16 protein-coding genes are annotated in these 21,778 nt (G+C 60.4%); 6 read left to right on the top strand and 10 right to left on the bottom strand.

Translation table 11 applies throughout. The features are described 5' to 3' along the window. Positions 1 to 5: 5 nt before the first annotated feature. A complete protein-coding gene (locus BMS17_RS02935; RefSeq protein ID WP_046027955.1) occupies positions 6 to 2,252 on the bottom strand; it encodes an Ig-like domain-containing protein in 2,247 nt (748 codons plus the stop codon). Between the two features lie 35 nt (positions 2,253 to 2,287). After that, complete coding sequence (locus tag BMS17_RS02930; RefSeq protein WP_077430384.1) at positions 2,288 to 3,634, bottom strand: hypothetical protein; 1,347 nt, start codon at positions 3,632 to 3,634, stop codon at positions 2,288 to 2,290. 291 nt (positions 3,635 to 3,925) lie between these two features. Between BMS17_RS02930 and BMS17_RS02925 the strand changes: the two genes are divergently transcribed. The 5 genes from BMS17_RS02925 to BMS17_RS02905 all read left to right on the top strand — a co-directional run bounded on the left by BMS17_RS02925 (position 3,926) and on the right by BMS17_RS02905 (position 12,400). Next, positions 3,926 to 5,374: a sensor histidine kinase gene (locus BMS17_RS02925; protein WP_046027953.1), complete on the top strand. Its 1,449-nt coding sequence runs from the start codon at positions 3,926 to 3,928 to the stop codon at positions 5,372 to 5,374. Positions 5,375 to 5,560: 186 nt separating this feature from the next. Continuing rightward, positions 5,561 to 8,368, top strand: a complete 2,808-nt coding sequence (locus BMS17_RS02920; RefSeq protein ID WP_046027952.1) for a multicopper oxidase domain-containing protein — start codon at positions 5,561 to 5,563, stop codon at positions 8,366 to 8,368. Positions 8,369 to 8,394: 26 nt separating this feature from the next. Beyond that, positions 8,395 to 9,405, top strand: a complete 1,011-nt coding sequence (locus BMS17_RS02915; protein WP_139348129.1) for an SCO family protein — start codon at positions 8,395 to 8,397, stop codon at positions 9,403 to 9,405. Positions 9,406 to 9,507: 102 nt separating this feature from the next. Beyond that, the gene (locus tag BMS17_RS02910; RefSeq protein ID WP_046027949.1) at positions 9,508 to 11,001 is read left to right on the top strand and encodes a sensor histidine kinase; all 1,494 of its coding nucleotides are present in this window, start codon (positions 9,508 to 9,510) and stop codon (positions 10,999 to 11,001) included. Beyond that, positions 10,970 to 12,400 carry a sigma-54 dependent transcriptional regulator gene (locus tag BMS17_RS02905; protein WP_046027947.1) on the top strand — a complete coding sequence of 477 codons (1,431 nt, stop codon included), beginning with the start codon at positions 10,970 to 10,972 and terminating at the stop codon, positions 12,398 to 12,400. The genes BMS17_RS02910 and BMS17_RS02905 overlap by 32 nt, the downstream gene beginning before the upstream one ends. Positions 12,401 to 12,413: 13 nt before the next feature. Here the strand turns inward: BMS17_RS02905 and BMS17_RS02900 are convergent, their stop codons facing one another. Then, the gene (locus BMS17_RS02900) at positions 12,414 to 12,791 is read right to left on the bottom strand and encodes a hypothetical protein (protein ID WP_046027945.1); all 378 of its coding nucleotides are present in this window, start codon (positions 12,789 to 12,791) and stop codon (positions 12,414 to 12,416) included. 179 nt (positions 12,792 to 12,970) lie between these two features. Between BMS17_RS02900 and BMS17_RS02895 the strand changes: the two genes are divergently transcribed. Continuing rightward, complete coding sequence (locus BMS17_RS02895; protein WP_077430383.1) at positions 12,971 to 13,777, top strand: bifunctional 2-polyprenyl-6-hydroxyphenol methylase/3-demethylubiquinol 3-O-methyltransferase UbiG; 807 nt, start codon at positions 12,971 to 12,973, stop codon at positions 13,775 to 13,777. A gap of 166 nt (positions 13,778 to 13,943) precedes the next feature. Here BMS17_RS02895 and BMS17_RS02890 read toward each other — a convergent pair whose 3' ends face one another. The 7 genes from BMS17_RS02890 to BMS17_RS02860 all read right to left on the bottom strand — a co-directional run bounded on the left by BMS17_RS02890 (position 13,944) and on the right by BMS17_RS02860 (position 21,769). Continuing rightward, entirely contained in the window at positions 13,944 to 14,636 is a 693-nt protein-coding gene (locus tag BMS17_RS02890) for a GNAT family N-acetyltransferase (protein WP_046027943.1), read from the bottom strand. Positions 14,637 to 14,792: 156 nt separating this feature from the next. Further along, complete coding sequence (locus tag BMS17_RS02885) at positions 14,793 to 15,587, bottom strand: ChbG/HpnK family deacetylase (RefSeq protein WP_046028261.1); 795 nt, start codon at positions 15,585 to 15,587, stop codon at positions 14,793 to 14,795. Then, a complete protein-coding gene (locus BMS17_RS02880) occupies positions 15,559 to 16,776 on the bottom strand; it encodes a GNAT family N-acetyltransferase (protein WP_077430382.1) in 1,218 nt (405 codons plus the stop codon). The genes BMS17_RS02885 and BMS17_RS02880 overlap by 29 nt, the downstream gene beginning before the upstream one ends. A 4-nt stretch (positions 16,777 to 16,780) precedes the next feature. After that, a complete protein-coding gene (locus BMS17_RS02875) occupies positions 16,781 to 17,467 on the bottom strand; it encodes a hypothetical protein (RefSeq protein WP_046027940.1) in 687 nt (228 codons plus the stop codon). An 83-nt stretch (positions 17,468 to 17,550) separates the two neighbouring features. Then, the gene (locus BMS17_RS02870; RefSeq protein ID WP_046027938.1) at positions 17,551 to 19,470 is read right to left on the bottom strand and encodes a hypothetical protein; all 1,920 of its coding nucleotides are present in this window, start codon (positions 19,468 to 19,470) and stop codon (positions 17,551 to 17,553) included. Continuing rightward, positions 19,467 to 20,771, bottom strand: a complete 1,305-nt coding sequence (locus BMS17_RS02865) for a lipopolysaccharide biosynthesis protein (protein WP_046027936.1) — start codon at positions 20,769 to 20,771, stop codon at positions 19,467 to 19,469. The genes BMS17_RS02870 and BMS17_RS02865 overlap by 4 nt, the downstream gene beginning before the upstream one ends. Beyond that, positions 20,768 to 21,769, bottom strand: coding sequence for a polysaccharide deacetylase family protein (locus tag BMS17_RS02860; protein ID WP_046027934.1), 1,002 nt, complete (start codon positions 21,767 to 21,769; stop codon positions 20,768 to 20,770). The genes BMS17_RS02865 and BMS17_RS02860 overlap by 4 nt, the downstream gene beginning before the upstream one ends. Positions 21,770 to 21,778: the final 9 nt, after the last annotated feature.

Here is a 21,778-nt window from a genome sequence, read left to right as displayed (position 1 = left end):
AGGGCTCAGTTCGAGACCACCGACACCGAGCGCACGGTGCCTTGGGACGAGCTGATGGTGGCCGTCGGATTAACCGACGGAATGACCGTGGTGGTGTTGTTCACCGTGAGCTTCCAGCGACCGTTCACCGGTACCGCGGTGGTGCCCAGGGTTACCAGCCCGGTCGGGGTGGTCACCTTGATGGTGATGGTGTTGCCGGTGGTCACCGATGAGGTGCCCGCAAAGTCCCAGGTGAAGCGGTTGTTGGAGCGAGCCGTCACAGAGGCCGTGGTCACCGTGAAGGTTTCCGCAGCAGGCCTTGGCGAGACTTGCACCGTGACCGTTGCCGGCGTCGACGCGGCACCGAAGCTGTCCCGGGCGATGTAGGTAAAGGTCGTGGTGAAGGCCGTGGTCACCGTGCCCGGTGGGGTGTAGGTGATGACGGTGCCGTCGGTGCTGACGGTGCCGCGACCGGCCGCCGGTTGGCTCACGATGGCTGCGCTGAGTGGCACGTTGCCTTCCGGATCGGTGTCGTTGGCCAGCACACTGATCGGTATCGCCACGCCCAGGGTCGTAGCGGCATCGTTGACAGCCACTGGTGGCCGGTTAGGTGCCACCGTAATGGTCACGGTCGCGGCGGTGGTCGAGGCCAGTCCTTTAGAGTCTTGGGCCTTGTAGGTAAAGGTCGTGGTCAGCGGTGTCGTGACGGTGGCGGGTGGCGTGTAGACCACGGCTGTTGTGCCACTCAATGCCACGGTGCCTTGCCCGGCCGCCGGTGGGGTCAGTGCGGTGATGGTCAGTGGCACGTTGCCGTCTGGGTCGTTGTCGTTGGTCAGCAGGTTGAGGGTGACCGGCACCCCGAAACTGGTGCTGCCCGTGTCGGCGACGGAAATCGGTGCCTGGTTCTCACCGGTGTCCGGTGCCTTGCCCACGACGACCACTGGCTCGGTGTCACTGCCGCCCGCGGCCGACTTGATCGTAACGGTGGCCGGTGGCTGCGTCAGATCCGGGACGGTCAAGCTCTGCAGAGTGCCGTTCTTCGACAGCCTTCCATAACCCTGGGCAACCATGTCAGGTATGCCCACTTCGTCGGTGGAGGTGGCTTCGATCAGCAGGCTGTGATTGCTCCAGCTGTAGCGAGCCGTCTGGATTTTCACCACGTCCGAGAGTTTGCTCGACACGGACGTCGGGCGGGTCGAACCGGTCGGGTTGGTGGCGGTGATCACGACGACGGGAGGCACAGCGCCATTGACCAGGAGATGCTGGCCGAAGAACACGCCGTTGTTATCGCCCACCATGGTGGTCAGGCAAGGCGAAACAGGCGGGCCGGGGACCAGAGCGATGCTTTCGCGGAAGCACAGGGTTGAGCCGGTGTCTGCTTTACCGAAGACTTCGACGCGGGTGTTGATGCCCCCTGTTCCTGAGGTGCGGCGGTAAGTGGCACGGCTCAAGTCCACCGGTGTTTGCGCACGGTTGTCGAGCACTTTGCCGGACAGGGTGAAGAGGTTGGCCTGGATAGTCCCGGCGGGCCCCTCGATGCGCACGAAGTTGGTGTTGTTGGGGCTACCGGTCACTGCTTCGGTGAGGTTCGGGTCGCCAACGAAGGTTTCGATGGCGCCGGTGTCCGGGTTCACTTCCGTATAAGGCCCGTTGACGCTTTTCAGGAACGGCCCGATGGCACCGTTGACCGCGCCGCTGAAGACCCCTGGCGCACCGACGCCGACGTCTCTGGTGATGTTGATCGCACGCCGGCCAGGGCTGGTGACGTTGACCGTTTCCACGCCGTAAGGGTGGGTGATGGTGTAGGTGCCGGCGACGGGAATGTTGATCCGCATACGGATCCGCGCGAAGCTGATTTGATCACCGTCGAGCGGGTTTCCGCCGGCAAATGCAGCCTCGATCCCGGCGACGTAGGCGTCCATCCCATAGCCTGCGGCGTTGTTGGGGATATTGGTTTCTGCGAGGAACCAGAAGGATTCGTCTGGCCAGTTATCCGGGAACACCATCGGCTGGGTGTCGTCGAAAATGCCAGGTGTCGGCAGCAGGGTACACATGTAAGCCGGTGGCACACTGACGGGGACCCGCGAGCTGGCGGCTCGGGACTGGCACAGTTCCATCGACAGCAGATTGTTGTCCTGATACCAGATCGGGAACTTCCCGGAGGCAAAGGTATAAGGGCCGGGGTCAACGGCAGCGAGTTGCGCGAAAGCACTGCCGGACAGCGATAGAGTCAGTCCCAAGGCGTTGAGCGCCAGGCGTGGCCAATTGTTCATGATGCCTCCTGATGAGGATCTGGGCATGAGAGCGTTCATTGCACGATGACCACTTCTTCGGTGTCGCTGCCGCCATTGGATGACGTCACTCGAACCTGGGCTGGCGGATTCGGCGAGATGCCGGTGGCCAGGCTTTTCACTGCGCCATCGCCAATGAGGGCGCCGATGGCGACCCCCGTACCCGTGGTGGCGGTGAGCACCGGTGGTGAGGTTTCATCACTGGTCGAGGCGACGATGGTGATTTGTCCGCTGTTCAGGCTGTACTCGGCACGGGAAATCACCACCAGGTCGGTCAGGGGCGACGACAGGGTAGTGGGAGTGCTACTGGCGATGGCCAGGTGGTTGTCGGCAGTCACTTGCAGGGTGCTCGGCAACGTCGGATCGGTCGACGACTGCGCATACCAGTGGCCGGTGCTGTCCGCTTCGGTCAAGTTCAGCACCGGGTTATTGCTGTCCAGGGTCACAGTCGCCGGTGGCGGCGGGGCCAGGACGAAAACATCCTGCTGGGCCTCAGGTGCACTGGCGCCGGCATGCCGTGAGTAGGTGCTGCGTTGCGCAATGACCGGGGTTGGCCGGACCACGCTGGACAGCTTGCCGGAGACAGCAAAGAGGGTGGTACGCAAGTCCAGGCCATTGGGACCTTCGATGCGCACGTAGTTGGTGTTGAACGGGCTGCCGGTGACGGCTTCCGTGAGGTTCGGGTCGCCGACGAATTGTTCGGCGGCGCCGTTGACCGGGTTGGTCTCGGTATAAGGACCGTTGACACTGCGCAAGAATGGCCCGACATCGCCCTTGAGCGCGCCGTCATAGGTTTTCGCTGCGCCGATGCCGATGTCCCGGGTCATGTTGATCGCCCGCCGCCCGGGGGTATCGACGGTGAACACTTCGACGCCGTAGGGGTGGGTCACGACATAGGTCCCGGCAACGGGCACATCGATGCGGATGCGGATTCGCGCGAAGCTGATCTGGTCGCCTTCCACGGGGTCGCCGCCGCTGAAGGCGGCTTCGACTGCCGAGACATAGGTTAGATCGATGCCTCGGGCCGCATCGACGATGGTGGTTTCGCCGGTCGCCCAGAACGCTTCGTCAGGGAAGTTGGTCGGGAAGACCATCGGTTGGGTGTCGTCGAAAACACCTGGTGCGGGAATCAACGAGCACATGTACGTCGGGGCGCCAGGGGCGCTGGGTACCCTGGAGCTGACAGCCTTTGACAGGCATAAATCCAGGGTGCGGCCGTGGGTGTCTTGGTACCACGCAGCGAAATTGCCGTTGGCGGGCAAGTAGGGCCCGGTGTCCACGGCAAACAGCGTCGCGTGCGCAACGCCTTGAGCCAGAGCGGTCACGACCAGGGCGGTCGCGGTTTTGGACAGTAAAGGGTGCATGAGTATTCCCTCTATCAGAGTACCGTCCCTTGGGGGCGGGTCAGTTGCGGGTGAGGTCGGCAACTTCCATACCAATCTTTGAAAACTGACGGCAGAGGCCCGTTATTGAAGGCTTGGGGTGCTACAAAGGTCTGATGGCGACGAACACTGAAGCGGGCGACTGTCCCCACTTTTGGGGGTGGATGGGGTCAGTGGGTAGGTGGGGAAAAGAGGGGAGGGAGCCCCCCCGGAAATGGGCAATCGCCGAGCAGTGGGCTATAACCCTATAGGGAGTACCGGGGAACATCGGCCATGAATTCGCAAGTAACAGCCCTTCTCAAAGAACAGGGTGATATTCGCTTGAGCTCGCGCAAACAGCCGTTCAATCTGCTGCGCTGGTTTTCGCTGATCAGCATGGCGATCATCGGCACGGTGGCAGTGGCGTTGGGTGTGGTGTCTACGCGTTTCGTGATTACCGAAAGCGTGCAACGCGATGCGTTGTTGACCTCCCAGTTCATTCAGGCGATTGCGGCGGCCGAGGAGCGCCATGTCTCGTATTCCCACGTGCGGACCATGGGTGAGCTGCTCGACCCACGCAAGGACAAGGATTTTCCCGACGTTGACCCGCTGGCCCGTGCCAACTCGCGGGGCGAGTTCCTCGACCATATCGAGCATTTGCCCGACGTGATCCTGGCCAATATTTATGCGCCTGACCGCATGGTGATCTGGTCCACCAACCCGGCATTGATGGGCACCACGATTCATGCCGATGCCGATCTCGATCAAGCGTTCGCTTCCAAAACCCCGGTGTCCGCCAGCTATCACAACGTGGACAAGGCGCGCATGGAGCAAAAATTCATTACCCCCCCGGACTTCATCTTTATTGAGAACTACATACCGCTGTTCGATGCCGACCGCGATACCGTCACTGCAATGGTCGAGATCTACAAGGAGCCCAAGGATTTGATCGAACGCATGGAGCGCGGCCTGGCGCTGATCTGGCTGGCCACCGCGTTGGGCGGAGGGCTGATTTACCTGGGGCTGTACTGGATCGTGCGGCGGGCGGCGATTCTATTGGCCACGCAGCAAAAACAACTGATCACCAACGAAACCTTTGTTGTACTCGGGGAGATGTCTTCGGCGGTTGCCCATAGCCTGCGCAACCCGTTGGCGACGATCCGCTCCAGTGCCGAGCTGGCGCTGGAGTTTGACAGCGGCCCGGCGCACAAGAACATCAACGACATCATCGGGCAAGTGGACCGCATGTCGAAGTGGATCAGGGAATTGCTGCAATCCTTGCGCCCGCTCAACGATGAGGCGGAGCCGGTGAACCTGGTCGCGTGTTTGCATGACAGTCTGCTGGCCTTCGAGCATCAAATCGCCAAGGCGGGGATTCACGTGGTGTTTCAGCCGAAGGAAACGCCAATGGTGTTGAGCCAGCAGGTGCAACTGACGCAGATCCTCAATAGTTTGCTGGCCAATGCACTGGAAGCCATGGACGAGGGTGGCACCCTGACCATCACGCTGGAGCCAACCGATACCAAAGGTATTTGCGTGGTGGTGAGCGACACTGGCAAAGGCATGAGCGAAGAACAGCGCAGCATGGCGTTCCGTCCGTTTTACACCACCAAGCAAGGCGGGCTGGGGGTCGGACTGGTGCTGGTCAAGCGAATCATGGATCGTTTCGGGGGCGGAGTTACCCTCAATAGCCGTGAAGGCGAGGGCACTACTGTCCGTTTGTCGTTTAATCGGATTCCCTGAAAGCGGGTATGAACTTTCCCCGTTAGCGGGTGTCAAGCCCCAGTCGCTTTTTTCCTGGTATGGCACATTGATGTTGATAAGCCATTGTTTTGTCAGGTTTTAATACTTTCGTATAAATCAGTTACAAATCTGGCGAGCTCTTTGCAAAACCCCATTACCCCCTTCACGACTTCGAGGCGGCTGGTGATGGAAAGAAAAGCGCGTTATCCCTTCAAATGGTTTGGCCTATTGACGCCTGTAGGCGTCGTTCTGACGATGACGCTGGGCACAGCGAGTCTGCGTGCCAGCCCGATCGATGACGAGCGACAGCCTGAACCCTCCGACCCTTCGGCTTACTACGATGAGCCGGCTGACGAAGCCACGGCGTTGAATGCGATTTTGAGCATGCCGGAGGCCAACCAGGACTCCTTCGATTTGCCCGATGGCGTCAAGGGCAACCGCGACGAAACGCGCATAGAGAACGTCCTGCCGCCTGCGGTGCAGACCAGTTTCAATTACCCCACCAATGGCAAGCCGAGCCCGTTGTTTGGTGCTCAGCCCTTTACTCAGCAATTGGTGCTGTTTGAAGAGTTCGGCCCGGAAAAACTCGATCCCACCACACCGGCGGCGCCCTTGGGGTTTCCACCGGCAGCGATCGGCCCGTTGCCACAGCAGGACCCGACCAGTGTGGCCCGCAGTGCACCACCGAGCGCGGCACTCGATGCCTTCATGCGTCAACCGGGGCTGACGCCGTTCCCCAGTCAGTTTTCCAACGTGGTGGACCGCAACCCTTGGCAGGCGCAGATCGAGATTTTCCTCAATCGCCATATCGGCTCGGCGGCTGAAGGTCGTCCGCCAGGAAAGGGCTGGTCACATCAGCGCTGGAATGAGTTCTACCCGCAAATGGCCTACAAAACCGTGCAAACCGGGGTGAGGACCAACACCGGGTGGCGTGACAGTCATCAGATGCATGGCTACGCCGTGGGCGAGTTTGGCCCCGGTGGCCTCTACCACAACGTCGCCGGCGTACAGGCCACCGATGGCACCGCCAAAGGCGTCGATGCGCGTTTCCACCCGAACATGCCGGTGCAGAATCACAACTCGGTCTGGACCTTCGACGGCACGTTGCCGCCTAAACTGCTGATGGTGCGTTACGGCCAGCCGGTGTTGATGCGTCACTACAACGGCCTGCCGATCGACCCGTCGGCCAACATGGGGTTTGGCCTGCACACCATCACTACCCACGAACACAACGGCCACGCCCCGGCGGAAAGCGACGGTTATGCCAACGCGTTTTTCTTCCCTGGCCAGTATTACGACTATCGGTGGCCAATTCAGTTGGCCGGTTATGACACCATCAACACCGATGCGCACGATCCACGCGCGGCGTTCCCTTGCTCACCGGGCGAAACCCTGTGGACCAATGACATGAGCCCGAGCCGCAAGACTTGCGAGAACGGCACGATCAAGATCCGTGGCGACTGGCGCGAAACCATGAGCACCCACTGGTTCCACGACCACATGCTCGATTTCACCGCGCAGAACGTCTACAAGGGCAACGCGGCGATGATGAACTACTACAGCGCCCTGGACCGTGGCAATGAATCGGTGAACGACGGTGTCAACCTGCGTTTCCCAAGCGGCAGTGCGTTGCCGTGGGGTAACCGCGACTACGACGTCAACCTGGTGGTGGCCGACAAGGCCTGGGATCAAAGCGGTCAGCTGTGGTTCAACCCGTTCAACACCGACGGCTTCCTCGGTGACCAGGTGCTGGTCAACTGGCAGTGGAAACCGACGCTGGATGTGCGCGCTCGCAGCTACCGCTTCCGTATCCTCAATGGCTCGGTGTCGCGTTACTACAAGCTGGCGATGGTGCGGGAGATCAAAGGCACCAGCGGCGAATTCCAGGGCCCTAAAGGTTCGGGAGTGTCCTATGCCCGCGTGCCGTTCCACATGATTGCCAACGACGGCAACATCATGGAACACAGCGTGCCATTCGACGGCACCATGGACCTCGACGCCGACGGCGACAAACAGAACCACAACGCGATCCTGCCGACGCAAGGCATTGCCGAACGCTTCGACATCATCGTCAACTTCGCGAAAAACGGCATCAAGCCTGGCGACAAGGTGTTCTTCGTCAACCTGTTGGTGCATGACGACGGCAAAGGCCCGAAAGAGCCAGTGTCGCTGGCAGACGTGCTCTCCGAGAAATACCTGGCGGTGATCAAGCAAACCAGCAAAGGGCCGATGTGGGACAGGGGTGACCCGGCGGTGGGCAAGATCCTGCAACTCAACGTCAAGGCGTACACTGGTCAGGACCTGGCCATGGACCCGGCAGCGTACGAACCGGCCAAACCGGGTAAAGCCGAAGGCCTGGTGATGATCCCGCTGAAGATCCATCGCGACAACGCGGCCGACAAGGCGCTGCTCGCTCAGGCACGTCACCGCACCTTCACCTTCGGCCGGTCGGACGGCACCGATGAAGCACCGTGGACGGTCAAGACCGATGGCGGCTTCGGCTTCCACATGGACCCGCGTCGCTTGAACACCGCGACTCACTTGGCTAACGGTCCGACCGATGCGGGGGCTGCCGGTTTCGGCACCCTGGAGGTCTGGAACATCAAGCTCGGCGGTGGTGGCTGGAGCCATCCGGTGCATGTGCACTTCGAGGAGGGGATCATCCTCAGTCGCGGCGGCAAGGCACCACCGGAATGGGAAAAATGGGCGCGTAAGGACGTGTATCGCATCGGTACGGAAAAAGATGGCCTGGACAACGTCGAGATGGCGATCAACTTCCGCGAATTCGCCGGGACCTACATGGAGCACTGTCACAACACCCAGCATGAAGACAACTCGATGCTGCTGCGTTGGGACATTGAAAAGCCCGGGCAATTCCAGTTGATGCCAACACCGCTGCCAAGTTGGGATGGTGTGCGCTACGTCAACTCCGCCGCACTGCCTACCTTCCGTACTGGCGACGGCTTCGGCCCTAAAGTGACAGTCAAACAATGAAACGCCGCGAGGGAGCCGACATGGACATGAATGTACACACGCCGCGCTCCCGCGCTCTGGGCATGCACCTGATACTGGTACTGGTCGTCTGTTTGTTAGCCAGTCAGGTGCTGCTGGCCCATGAAGGTGTGCTGGCGCCGACGGAGTCGGCGACACCTTGGGGCGGCGACTATTTCCCCAACACCCTGCTGACCGACCAGGACGGTCAGCAGGTGCACTTTTTCGATGACCTGATCAAAGACAAGGTGGTGGTGATCAACTTTATCTTCACCTCATGCAGCGACTCCTGCCCACTGGAAACCGCACGCTTGCGCCAGGTGCAAAAGCTGCTCGGCGACCGGGTCGGCCAGGACATTTTTTTCTACTCCATCAGCATCGATCCCTTGAGCGACACACCCGAAGTGCTCAAGGCCTATGCGCAACGCTTCAAGGTCGGGCCGGGCTGGAAATTCCTCACCGGGGAATTTGCCGACGTCACCGAGCTGCGCAAGAAACTCGGGCTGTTCATTGAAGGCGTCGACAACGGGCGCAGCAAGGACCACAACCTGAGCCTGATCGTCGGCAACCAGAGCACCGGTCGCTGGATGAAAGCATCACCGTTCGAGAATCCGTGGATTCTGGCTGATCAGTTGGCCAACACTTTGCAGAACTGGAAAAAAGCCAGCGTCGAACAAAGCTACGCCAACGCCCCGGAAATTCGCCCGCCCAGCAATGGCGAAGAACTGTTTCGTACCCGTTGCGCGTCGTGTCACAGCCTCGGACCGATGGACGGGCAGGGCATCGGCATGCGCAGCATTGGTCCGGACCTGATCGGCGTGACCCGCGAACGCGACCCGGCCTGGCTCAACCGCTGGATTCGCGAGCCGGACAGCATGCTGAAGGAGAAAGACCCGATTGCCGTGGAGCTGTTCGAGCGTTACGACAGAATCCCGATGCCCAACCTGCGTCTGGATGAGAAATCCGCGCAGTCGATTGTGGAATTTTTGCAGGAAGAAACTGATCGCCAGCAACCGTTGAAAGCGGCGCAGGCGCAATAGCGGCGAAATACTATCATTCGCTCAGTCAGGCACGTACATTGCCGCCTACACTGATCTGAAATGCGGCTGAACAGGCTAGATGCGAGCATCCAGGACATCCCTATGCCGATACTCGAACAACAACAAGAACCGGTACCGGTCACACCGGCCGTCGCAGGCCAGAGCGGGCGTGGGCAGTTCAATCTGTTGCGCTGGTTTTCCCTGGCCAGCTTTTTCATCATTGCCGCTGTGGCGTTGGGCCTTGGCTATGTATCCACGCGTTTTGTGGTAACCGAAAGTATCGAACGCGATTCCATGCTGACCGCGCAATTCATTCAGGCCATTGGTGACGCCGAAATTCGCCATGCCTCGATCAGCCCTGCCAGAACCATGGGCGAAATGCTCGACCCACGGTTGGACAACGCCTATCCCGACGTGTCGCCAGGCGCCCGTGCGGCTGCCCGTATTGAATTTCTCGATCACGTGGAGCACCTGCCGGACATTTTGTTGGCGACGGTGTACGCGCTGGATCGTACCGTGGTCTGGTCGACGAACCCGGAGCTGATCGGCGTACGCATCGAAGACGACGATGAGCTGGACTCCTCTTTTGAAATGAAAGAACCGGTGTCCACCAGCTACCACGAAATTGACGACGAGCGTCCCGAGCAGAAGCTGCTGCGCGAGCCGGAGTACCTGTTCGTCGAGAACTACATCCCGATGTTCAATGCCGACAGAAGCAAAGTGGTCGCCATGGTCGAGATCTACAAGGAGCCGGTCGACCTGGTGGAGCGCATCCAGCGTGGTTTCAAGGCGATCTGGCTGGCAACCGTGTTCGGCGGCCTGGTCATCTACCTTGGGTTGTTCTGGATTGTGCGCCGTGCTTCAGTGCTGCTGCAGAGCCAGCAGAGGCAATTGATCACCAATGAAACTTTCGTCGCCCTGGGGGAAATGTCCTCGGCGGTGGCACACAGTTTGCGTAATCCGCTGGCGAACATTCGCTCCAGCGCCGAACTGGCCCAGGAAATCGCCAGCCAGAATGCGCAGAAGAATATCGGTGACATCATCAATCAGGTCGATCGCATGTCACGCTGGGTTCGGGAATTGCTGGTGTCGTTGCGGCCGATGAATGACGACTGCGAAACGGTCGACCTGGTGCTGGCCATCGATGACACCCTGAGTGCATTCGATGCGTTGATCAAACGGTCGAACGTGCAGGTGCGATTCACGCCTCAAGCCTGCCCACCGGTCGTCAGCCAACAGGTGCTGCTGACGCAAATTCTCAATAGCCTGTTTGCCAACGCCCTGGAAGCCATGCCCAAGGGTGGTCAATTGAGTATTGATATCGAACAGCCACAACCCGGCCATGTACGCATGACCCTTAGTGACACCGGCAAAGGCATGACCAAGCAGCAACAACAGATGGTCTTCAAGCCGTTTTTCACCACCAAACAAGGAGGGCTGGGCGTAGGCCTGGCCCTGGTTAAACGAATAATGGAGCGTTTCGAAGGCTCGGTCGAACTGACCAGCCAGGAGCAGGAGGGAACCCGCGTTTGTCTCAATTTTAAAGCGGCAACGGGAGGGGAATATGGAGCACAGCATATTGCTGGTCGAGGATGACGAAATCCTCGCCGAGAATATCCAGACCTACCTGGAGCGTAAAGACTTCGAGGTAACGGTCTGCCATTCTGCTGAAGATGCACTGGTGCAATTGGGAACGTTCGCCCCTGACGTGGTGTTGACCGACAACTCGTTGCCGGGCATGAGTGGTCACGACTTGATCCAGAAGCTGCGCGTCAGCGCGCCGGATCTGAAAGTGATCATGATGACGGGTTACGGCAATGTCGAAGATGCCGTGGTGGCGATGAAAGAGGGGGCTTTCCATTACGTCACTAAACCGGTGGCCTTGCCGGAGCTCAAGCTGTTGCTGGACAAGGCGCTGGCCACTGATCGCATGGAGCGCACGTTGTCGTTCTATCAGGAACGCGAGGCGCAGAAATCCGGCGTGCAGGCACTGATTGGTGAATCGGCGCCGATGCACTACCTGAAGAACACCATCGCCCAGTTGCTCGACGCCGAGCGGCGCATGGCCAACACCGACTTGCCGCCGGTATTGGTGGAGGGTGAGACCGGCACCGGTAAAGAACTGGTGGCCCGGGCGCTGCACTTCGACGGTCCGCGCAGCAAAGGCCCGTTCATTGAATTCAACTGCGCATCGATCCCTTCCAATCTGGTGGAGTCGGAACTGTTCGGCCACGAGAAGGGCGCCTTTACCGATGCCAAGGACCGCCGTGTCGGTCTGGTGGAAGCGGCCGATGGTGGTACGTTGTTTCTTGATGAAATCGGTGAGATGGATTTGTTGCTGCAAGCCAAACTGCTGAAACTCCTGGAAGACCGGACCATTCGTCGGGTCGGTTCGGTGAAGGAGCGCAAGGTCGACTTGCGGGTGATCAGCGCCACTAACTGCAACCTCGAACAGATGGTGCAGCAGGGCAAGTTTCGCCGTGACTTGTTCTTCCGCCTGCGGATCATTTCCATCAAGGTGCCGCGCCTGTATGCCCGTGGCGAAGACATTCTGCTACTGGCCCGGCACTTTTTAGCCGTCCATGGCAAACGCTATGGCAAACCGAACCTGCATTTCAGTGATCAGGCTGAAGAACTGCTGCTCAGCTATAGCTGGCCGGGCAACGTGCGTGAGTTGCGCAACATGCTTGAGCAAACTGTGCTGCTGGCGCAAAGCGACACCATCGCCGCGCATCAGTTGAACGTCTGCCTCAGCCTGGTGGATGATCCGCCGATGTATCAGCATGAGCCGCAAAACCACGAACCACGCCCGATCTACAACGGCACTGAGTCGATGAACCTGCCTGAAGTCGAGCGCGACATGGTGCGCAAGATGCTCGACAAGACTGACTGGAACGTCACCAAGTCCGCACGGCTGCTGGGCCTGAGCCGAGACATGCTGCGTTACCGGATCGAAAAACTCGGCCTGGCACGTCCGGACAAACGCCAGTGGTAGGCATTGACCTGTGTTACAAGGCGGGGCCCTGGCGCAGGCATGACAACATGCAACTCGGGTCCTCGACTTCCTGGTTCACGTAGACACCGTGTTCCTCGTCATAGGTGCGAATGAACACTCGCACCGACGCGTCCGCCACCGTCGGCAAGCGGGAGTCGTGGAACACGTGCTGACTCGACACCGGGATGAATGTTTGTGGTGAAGTCGGGATGTACGCGCCTGGCGGAACGATGCTCATGGAGGGCGGCACCGGGTGGGAAAAGGGTTGATCCTTCCCGTAATAGCTGAATTCACTGCTTGATTGGTCGGTTTCCATCAGGCTGTCATCCGCGTGCACACCAGTGGCGACCAGGCAAAGGGCAAGCAACAGCGTCTGTTCGAACGTCTTCATGGCAACACCTGCGAAGTCGGATTTCCCGTGTTTCCCCAAGGTCATTAACTATAGCGCTCCCATGAGCAAGCGTCGTTGAGGCGCGGTTTACACGATTACTACAAAGTCTCGATGGGGTGATTTTCAGGCATGAACTAGACTCGGTCCGGTTAATCAACGACCCGATTCTGGAGCGCGCAATGGAAATGCCGACAAAAGAAAATGCCATCGCCAGCAACCGCGAGGCGTGGAACGATTCCGCCCGACACCACAAAGACACCCCCGAATGGAAGGAGCGCTTGATAGCGGTCGCGCAGAAGGATTTTTCCTGCCTGGACCAGACCCTCACCGGCGTGCTGGAACAGGTGGGTGTAGACGGCAAGGACGTGGTGCAACTGGGTTGCAATAACGGACGCGAGAGCCTTTCGCTGTTTGCGTTGGGCGCGCGCACGGTGATTGGCATCGATCAGTCTGCCGCGTTTCTCGATCAGGCGCGGGAGCTGGCGACTCGTTCGCCTCATCAGCCCGAATTTATCGAGGCCGACATCCATCAGCTGCCGCCTGAACTGCAAGGCCGTTTCGACGTGGCGCTGATCACCATCGGTGTCTTGAACTGGATGCCGGACATCGGTGAGTTCTTGCGCCATGTCGCGCAAACCCTCAAGCCCGGCGGCGCGCTGGTGGTGTATGAAACCCATCCATTCCTGGAAATGTTCGACCCGGAGTCAGCCGATCCCTATCGCCTGGACAGCTCGTACTTTCGCAGCGAACCGTTCGTGCAGAACCAGCCGATCGTTTACCAGGGTAAGGTTGAACAGAAGGCTGCGGCGTCTTACTGGTTCGTCCACACGTTGGGTGCGATCTTCACCGGTGCCCTTGAGGCCGGGCTGCAGATCAGCCACTTCAAGGAATACCCGCATTCCAATCGCGAAGAACTGTATGACCGGTATGAGCAGCAGAGGGCGCAATTGCCGATGTGTTTTTCGTTGGTGGTGGTGAAACACTAAACTGGGTAGTGCTACGTCTGGCCCTTGCATCGGAACGCCGCCCGGAGCCGGCTCGCTACCACATTTAACCTGCGTCGCGCGCACATTCGGTGTGCATCGTAGATTTCTTGTGGAAGCGAGCAGGCTCGCGAAAGCAGTGTCACTGACGCCTCGCACGCCAGTGCAATCAAGCCTGCGCCGCACTCGTCACTTCCGGCCGCCCCGGTTTGCGCAGCGGGTCCAGGCGTGAGCCGGTGTAGCGGGTTTCGCGGTAGAAGCGCCACAGGCCGAACAGGCCGTAGACGTGGGTCACGCGGCCCTGTTCGTGATATCCCATGCGGATGTGCAGTTTTAGGGCCGGGATGTTGTGGGTTTCGCAGACGTCCACCACCTTGTGGCAGCCCTGCGCCTGCATCGCTTCCCACAGCGCGACTTGAACGTCCACCGACAGGCTGGTGCCGAAATAGGCGCGGGTCATTTCGCCGCCGAACTCGAAGAACTCGCCGGGTTTGACCGGGAACCAGCAACCGTAATAGTGACGGTCGTGGTAGTCGCGGGTACTGCCCCAGATGAACGCGCAGGCATGGCCTTCGTCGTCCAGGTACATATGCCCGGTGTGACCTTCGGCGGCGAGTTCGGCCATGGTGCCGACGCGGTCACCGAAATGCTTGCCGAACGCCGTGGCGTTTTGTGCAGAGATGGTCACCTGGCGCAAGCCGGAATAGGGGCGCAGTTTATGCGGCGGCACCGGGCTGACCAAGTCGCGTTCCATCCACAGCAACTCCCAATGGAAAAATACGTAGCGCTTCCACAGTGTATTGAACGTGCGGCTCAGGCCTTTTTGTTTGATACGTTCGCGAAGCTTACCGAGTGCGCTCATGGAGCCCTCCCTAGCCAAGGATTGGTCATGCGTGGATGAAAGTATTGATGGGTATAGATCACGGCGGGCATTTCGTGGCACCGCCGCCACCGGCAATTTATTTCAATGTGTGTAACAGGGTTGACACAATTCAGGCGTCAAGAAATCGCTCGATTTTTATTCCATAACCGCCTGCGCGTGGGTGCTGAACGACTTGCCCGCCGCGTCGTAGGAAACCCGTTTCACCCCCGGCAAACGCTGCTCCAGCAGAGCGCTCAACGACTCACCCTGATCGAGATAGGCGTCGCCAAAATCGGCACCGAGCTGATTGGGGTGCGCGACGATCTCCAGCAGGCCATCAGTCGGTGGCGCTTCATTGCGCAGATCAACCGGGGTGCACACATAGTCGGCAGTGACCCCGGCCAGGTGGCTTAAACGCCGATTGAGCAGCGCCTTGAAGACGCGCTTGGGCAGGCTCAGGTTTTGCCCCAGGTTGCGTGCCAGGCGCACCGCAACCTTTTGCCGCGCGGCGAAACGGGCGACGATCTCACCGATGGGCCAAATGTTGTGCACGTGTTGATGGGAGTCCAGATGACTGGGGCGTAGCCCGTTGTCCACGCAGTGTTGCCATTGCGCTTCGAGCTCTTCAAGCACGGCCTCACGATCCCGTCGGTTGAGCCAGAAGCGGTGGCGGGGCAGGTTGAAGTCGAACACGCCAGCGTTGTCGCAAAAGTTGCTTCGCCCCAGAATCGATTGGCTCAAGGGGCGCCCGTAGGTGAGGTTGAAGTGCAGCCCGATCCGGCCTTCAAGCATCGGGTGCTGGGCCATCACGCATGCCGCTTCGAAGGCTGGCATGTTGGCCATGGCGGTGGCGGAGCTAATCACCCCGGCCTGGAACGCCCCGAAGATCACCGCGTTTTCGCAGGCACTGAGGCCGAAATCGTCAGCGTTGACTATGACTTGGCGAGGCATTTTCGCTCTCCATGATTGTTGTTGTCGGCTCGGCGGCTTTGGCAGCGGACGTTGCAACAGGTGCGGGTTTGACCACCGCCGCTGCCGCACGCCGGGCTTTGCACTGTTGCCAGGCAGGTTTGAATTGTTGCCAGAGGCGCAGGGCCAGTCCCAACGCAATGCCGCTGGGGCGCCAGGAATAGAAACTCCAGCGCCAATGTTCCAGTTGCCCGGTCATGCGCTCGTGGAGTTGATGGCTGGAGTTTTCCAGGCTGACCCGCGAGGCATCGATCCAGCGCCAGTGCTCGTCCAGCCCCCAGCGAATCCACTCTTCAAGCAGCACCCGACCGCTGCCCAGATCGGCGTATTGCGGCAAGAACGCCAGGTTGTAATCGTATAGCCGCCCCTGCTCCAGCAACCCTAGACGATAGCTGATGCATCGGCCACCCAGCTCCAGCACCACCACCCGCACCAAGCCTTGCCCGGCGAGGGCGGTGAAGGCGTGGTCCATCCATTGCCGATGACGTTCGTCAGAGAAAATCCCCACGCCTTCGTCGCCTTTCCAGCTCACCGCTTCAACGTCGCTGATGGCCTGCAACAACGGGCCCATGGTCGTGGAATCGGGCGTGATCCGCCGGACGATGGCGCCACACGCAGCGATGCGTTTACGTGCGCGGCGCAGTTTGTAGCGCGGATCGCCGGAAACCTCCTGGTGGTCGGCGTTGCTGATCAAGTGCACCGGGACTCGGCAGCTGAGCCGCCGTTCGGCCGTCGAGCTACGGCTCAACCAGTGGGCCAGCACATTCTCTTCGCCGGTCGGTTCCGACACCTCGTTGAGTTGCAGCAAGGCATGGGGAAGCTGTCGGCGGATTTCGATCAAGGCCTTGCGAGTCGCTGCGGCGTCCATGGTCGTGAGCAGGGCGAGGCGGTCGGCGAGGGGATAACCCAGGTGATGCAGCACCCGAAACGGCAGCCTGCCGAAACGCTCGACGGAGGCCACCAGCGGCAGGCAAAACACCAACGCATTGTCTTGCCAACCCAGCAGCACTTGCAGATTCTGCCCGGCACTCAATGCCTGTTCGGACGCCGCCATCCAGGCCAGCGTGTTGAACGGCGTGTGGTCCGCCACCCGCAGACGCAGCGTTTCGTAAGCCGCTGCCGGGAAGTCAGCGGCGCACAGCGAAGTGCGCCATTCAAATCGTACCGCCATATCGTCAGGTCACCGAGGCCGGGACAGGTTCAGGGGCCGGTTTGCGCAAGGCTTCCAGCCGCGAGCCTGTGTAACGGGTTTCGCGGTAGAAGCGCCAGCCGAATAGGCTGTACACGTTCATGATCCGCCCTTGTTCGTGATACCCCATGCGAATGTGCAGCTTGAGGGCCGGAATGTTGTGGAACTCGCAGACATCCACCACCTTGTCGCAGCCCCGGGCCTGCATGGCTTTCCACAGTTGCAGTTGCAGGTCCACCGACAGCGTGGTGCCCCAATAGGCACGCGTCAGCTCGCCCCCGAATTCGAAGAACTCGCCTGGCTTCACCGGGAACCAGCAGCCGTAGTAATGCTTGTCGTAATAGTTGCGCGCCGCGCCCCAGATGAAGGCGACTGCATTACCTTGATCGTCCAGGTGCATGTGCCCGGTGTAACCCTCGCGGGCGAGTTCGGCCATGGTGGCTACGCGATCACCGAAATAACGGGTAAAAGCCACGGCGTTTTGCGGGGTGATGGTTTCCACGCGCAGTGCAGGGTAGGACTTGAGTTTGTGCGGCGGCACCGGGCTGACCAGGTCGCGTTCCATCCACAGCAGTTCCTGGTGGAAAAACACGTAATGTTTCCAGGCTTTTTTGACCGTGGCCTGCAAGCCTTTTTGTTTGATCTGTTCGCTGAGTTTGTGCAAAACACTCATGATGTGTGCTCCTGACGGCAGTGGCCGTGGTGGGAGTGTTGCGTTGCGCGGCGATAGTCTGCGCGGCAACGCAATCGAGGCGTTCATGAGGCGCTCCAGCTCAAAGCGAACAGGGTTTCTCCTGGCAGATCAAAGCTGACGCGCCCGTTCTGGCAGTGCAATGGCGCGTCGCGGCTGCGGTTGTCGGCGCCGAAATAGCGCAACGACCCGTTGGCCAGCGGGCATGCGGCTCCGCTGAGGCTCACATGCTGTAAACGTCGGCCTTTGTTGACCCCCAACAGGCTGCGTTTATCGTCTTCAGTCATGGCCAGCACGTCGACTGCAAAGGCGTCGTTCTCCAGCTTCAGTACGTTGTGCAGCCAATGTTGCTGGATGAACTGCTGGGCAAAACCCACGGGCTTGAGTTCGAAGCGATCATCCCCGAGCACCTTCAACATGCCCTTTGGGTAGTCCGGTTCATCGGCGGCCTGGAACCAGTTGAGCATCTCCAGCAACCCGTCCTGGGATGAGTTGATGACCACCGACGTCCACCACAGCGAGGCGTAATGGGTGTCTTGATCGTAGGGGCTCAGGCTGGAGCCGCTGGACAGGTTGGTCTGGTCCAGCAACAACGCTTTGCGCGGCCGGCCGTTGCCGTCCAGACCCACCAGGTCGGCGGCGCGGCGTACGCTGTCGCGATACACCCGTGTTGCCAGCAAATCGCGAATCATCCATTCGTGCCAGGCGAGCGCATCGATCTGGTCACCGGATTCGGCCAGCAGGCGTTTCGCCCAATCGATGCCACGCTTATCCGCCGCATTGTCGGCAAACGGACCGTTGACCAAGCGTGAACTGGCTGGCATGGCGATGCGCACGCCGGCCTTGGCGTTGGCCGGATTGCTGCGCACTTGCCGGGCCATGCTGTTGAAGATGTTTTGATAGTGGGCGTAGTCGGGGTAGTTGAGATTTGGCTCATCGGCAAAACCGATGTAATGCGTGCCCTTGCCACCCAGGGCGCGGGTCGAGGCCAGCCAGGCATCGAGACCGGCGTTGCTCAGGGTGTCGGCGCGCAGGTCGGCCTGGCGCTGGCTGCCAGCCAACAGCGTGATGTCTTGAGTAATGCCGAAGCGGTCCTGATAAACCTGGCGAAACGCATCTTCGTACTGCGGTTTTTTCGCCGTGACGTCGACAAAACTGTAGTAGGCACCTGCTTGCGGTTTGAGCGCGTCGAGCACCGCATAACTGGAGGCGGGCGGCATCACGTAGGGCAGGGCGATGCCCAGGTTCGGTGTCGGGCCGAGCACGTCTTTGCCTAGGGTCAGGCGCACGTCGCCCGCATCCTCGCGTAGCGGTTTGAGTTGCTGCGGATTCTGCGCGAACAAGTTGGCGGTGCCGTCGAGCCAGAACGCGACTTTGCCGCTGCCTTGCAAACGCAGGTGCCAGACCTGTTCATCCTTGGCGACCGGCAACTCGACCTGGTCGAACTGCCAGTACGCTCGATACGGTTTCAGCGCCAGCACCACCTGTTTGCCGTCACCCATACGCTGGGCTTGCAAGGCGCCGACCCCACCGTGGAATTTGCCGGCGAGCACCGCGTGTTCACCGGCCGCCACCTTGAAAAACAGCTCGTCGCCGTCATGGGTTTCAGCGCTGAAATGCACCTTGGCCGGGGCGAACAGCGCCACCGTGCGCTCGTCGTGCTCAACCTTGTAGCGGCGGAAACTGTAGCCCGGAATTTCCAGTTGATAGCTGGACGCTCCAGGCGCCAAAGGCCAGCTCTGGGTGCCGCTCAACTCACTGGCGGCGATCAGGCGTTCGCCTTGCAACCGGCCTTTGCCATCGAGCAGGTAAAGGTGTTCTTCGTTGGCGTCTGCTTGCCAGGCCGGGGTCCAGCGCACAGTCAGCGTATCGGGCTGATCTGTTTGCAGGTACAGACTGCCATCGCGAATGTCCGCCCAGCGCATCGGTCCGGCGTAGGCGTCGAGTGTCAGGCCCAGGCTCACCAGCAGCGCGAAATACCTCATGCCGACTTCCTTTGCAGCATCAGCAGCATGGGCGCCACGTCGCTGGGCAGGATGATCAGGGTTTGCCAGGCCGGTACGCCACTCAACCGGCAATACATCACCAGCAGCGCGATCGTCACGACCAGATAAGCGATGGACGAAGCAGCCGCCGCGCCGACGATGCCGTACGCCGGAATCAACACCAGGTTCAGCGCCAGATTGAGCAAGGCGCCGAGGCCCATCAACAGTGAAATGCTGCCGGGGCGATTCTTGCCCAACAGGTCCAGGCGCAGGATGCTCGCGTAGCACAGCCCCAACAGCCCCGGCAGCAACGCCAACAGCGCCGGATACGCCGGTTGATAGACCGCACCAAACAGCGTGACGATCAGCCATTCACCGATCACCGCCATTGTCAGGCAGGCACCGAGCATCACCGTGGCGGTCAGGCGCAGGGCCAGCGGCGTGACCTTGTCGATGCCTTCTTCCTGTTGCAGCAGGCGTTTCATCAGCGGCGTAGTCACCGCTTCCGGCACAATCAGCAGCAACTCGGCGGCGGCGCTGGCCATGGCGTAATGACCGAGCGCGGTGCTGCCGAGCAGGGCGCCGATGAACAGGTAATCAGAGCGCAGAATCACTTGTTGGAACAACAAATCCGGATGGCTGCGTGCGCTGTAGCGCAGCAGTTCGTTCTGACTGGCGCGGTCCCATTGCAACGTCAATGGCTGCTCGCGTTTGAGCCAGACCCATCCCACCAGTACCACCAGGCTGATCCCCGCCAGCCAACTGATCAACGCCGCTTCCAGGGCCGCCTCTTTCCACATCCAGAACAGCGCAAGAAACAACAACAGCGGCGCCAGCGATTCCACCAGGCGCAAGGCATTGAACGCGACCACACCGCCGGAGGCATTGTGCAGCGTCAACAATCCACTCTTGAGCACGGTCAGTGGCACCGCCAACAGCAACAGCCAGGCGAGCAGCCCCAGTTGCGTGGTGATGTCGAGCTCGTTGCCGAATTCGCGCACCAGCGCCACCACCAGCAAGGTCAGCATTCCCGCCAGCAGACAACCGAACACCAACACCTGGCTCAACAACAAGCCCATCGGTCGCTGCTTGGCTGCCTGATAACCGACCGCCGAATTCAGCCCGCCGCTGGTAGCGGCGCTGATCAGGTCGGGCAGGGTGCTGAGCAGCGCGAACAAGCCGCGCTCACTGGGACCGAGAACCCGCGCCAGTAACACATTGCGCAGCAGGCGCAGCGCGATCATCGCCAGTTTGGTGCCCATGCTCAGGGCCAGATGCTTGAGGTAATGGCTACGGCTCATGCGCGAGCCCCGCGATACAAACGCCACGACAGCAATTGCGGATTGCGCGCCACACGCTGGCTGACGCCGAAGCGTGGCAAGTTCAACGGGTCGTTGGTGCCGCGATAAATCCCGGTGCCGGTGCCCAGGGCGAACGGGAAGTCATGCGCGGCGACCTGTTCGCGCACCCGCGCATCGTTGTCGCCATTGGGGTAGCAATAGACGGGCAGTGGGCGGTTGCAACCATTGCGCAAGGCCTCGCGGCTGCGGCTCAGTTCTTCGTGCAATCGTTGATCGTCGAGGCCGGTCAGGATCGCGTGACTGGCGCCATGCGGACCGAAGCGCACCAGCCCGGAGGCTTCCAGCGAGCGGACTTGATGCCAGTCCAGCGCCTGGGGCAGCGATTCGTCGGGGCAGGTATCGGTCAATTGATTCAGCGTCATCGGGCTCAGGCTTTTCAGGCTTTGCAAAAAATGCAGCAAGGCCAGGCTGCGGCGCTCCATATCCAGCTCACCGAACGGCACCGGCAAGGGCCGACCGGCCTCTTGCAGGCACTCGATCAACTGCATCCGGGCCCGTTCCCCGTGGCTGCCCCACAGGGTTTCGCCGATGCTTTCCCACCAGAATCGCTGACGGCTGCCGATGAAATCGGTGGACAGGAAAATGCTCGCCGGCACCTGGTACTTTTGCAGCAACGGGTAGGCATTCACCGCGTTGTCGCGCCAGCCATCGTCGAAGGTCAGGGTGATTTTCGGCCGGTCCGACCTGACCTTGCCCGGATGCAAAATCTCCATCAGCGGCACGCAATCGAAGTGTTTTTTCAGCCACGCCAGCAAGTGTTCGAACGCCTTGGGCCCTACGCACAGTTCATTGCGATGGGGCAGGTCGGCGGCAGCGTCGTCGGCCAGTACCCGATGCAACATCAGGATCACCCCGGCGCCTTGCAGCTGAGTGCGCCCCACTGGCGAGTTGAGATAGAGCCAGCCACTGGTGCGCTTTAGTAATTGTTTGATCGCCATGGCGCAGTC

It is taken from the genome of Pseudomonas sp. C9, from assembly GCF_002000165.1.
In the GTDB taxonomy this organism is placed as follows: Bacteria; Pseudomonadota; Gammaproteobacteria; order Pseudomonadales; family Pseudomonadaceae; genus Aquipseudomonas.
Note: the sequence above shows the minus strand (reverse complement) of the source record. Positions and strands in the feature narration are given on the sequence as shown.

What these genes read in the sequence shown, in the direction of transcription:
- BMS17_RS02880 (WP_077430382.1), bottom strand. Translation starts at nt 16,776, where the DNA reads ATGGCGGTACGATTTGAATGGCGCACTTCGCTGTGCGCCGCTGACTTC.
- BMS17_RS02885 (WP_046028261.1), bottom strand. Translation starts at nt 15,587, where the DNA reads ATGCCTCGCCAAGTCATAGTCAACGCTGACGATTTCGGCCTCAGTGCC.
- BMS17_RS02865 (WP_046027936.1), bottom strand. Translation starts at nt 20,771, where the DNA reads ATGAGCCGTAGCCATTACCTCAAGCATCTGGCCCTGAGCATGGGCACC.
- BMS17_RS02915 (WP_139348129.1), top strand. Translation starts at nt 8,395, where the DNA reads ATGAATGTACACACGCCGCGCTCCCGCGCTCTGGGCATGCACCTGATA.
- BMS17_RS02870 (WP_046027938.1), bottom strand. Translation starts at nt 19,470, where the DNA reads ATGAGGTATTTCGCGCTGCTGGTGAGCCTGGGCCTGACACTCGACGCC.
- BMS17_RS02895 (WP_077430383.1), top strand. Translation starts at nt 12,971, where the DNA reads ATGGAAATGCCGACAAAAGAAAATGCCATCGCCAGCAACCGCGAGGCG.
- BMS17_RS02930 (WP_077430384.1), bottom strand. Translation starts at nt 3,634, where the DNA reads ATGCACCCTTTACTGTCCAAAACCGCGACCGCCCTGGTCGTGACCGCT.
- BMS17_RS02900 (WP_046027945.1), bottom strand. Translation starts at nt 12,791, where the DNA reads ATGAAGACGTTCGAACAGACGCTGTTGCTTGCCCTTTGCCTGGTCGCC.
- BMS17_RS02920 (WP_046027952.1), top strand. Translation starts at nt 5,561, where the DNA reads ATGGAAAGAAAAGCGCGTTATCCCTTCAAATGGTTTGGCCTATTGACG.
- BMS17_RS02875 (WP_046027940.1), bottom strand. Translation starts at nt 17,467, where the DNA reads ATGAGTGTTTTGCACAAACTCAGCGAACAGATCAAACAAAAAGGCTTG.
- BMS17_RS02860 (WP_046027934.1), bottom strand. Translation starts at nt 21,769, where the DNA reads ATGGCGATCAAACAATTACTAAAGCGCACCAGTGGCTGGCTCTATCTC.
- BMS17_RS02890 (WP_046027943.1), bottom strand. Translation starts at nt 14,636, where the DNA reads ATGAGCGCACTCGGTAAGCTTCGCGAACGTATCAAACAAAAAGGCCTG.
- BMS17_RS02910 (WP_046027949.1), top strand. Translation starts at nt 9,508, where the DNA reads ATGCCGATACTCGAACAACAACAAGAACCGGTACCGGTCACACCGGCC.
- BMS17_RS02935 (WP_046027955.1), bottom strand. Translation starts at nt 2,252, where the DNA reads ATGAACAATTGGCCACGCCTGGCGCTCAACGCCTTGGGACTGACTCTA.
- BMS17_RS02905 (WP_046027947.1), top strand. Translation starts at nt 10,970, where the DNA reads ATGGAGCACAGCATATTGCTGGTCGAGGATGACGAAATCCTCGCCGAG.
- BMS17_RS02925 (WP_046027953.1), top strand. Translation starts at nt 3,926, where the DNA reads ATGAATTCGCAAGTAACAGCCCTTCTCAAAGAACAGGGTGATATTCGC.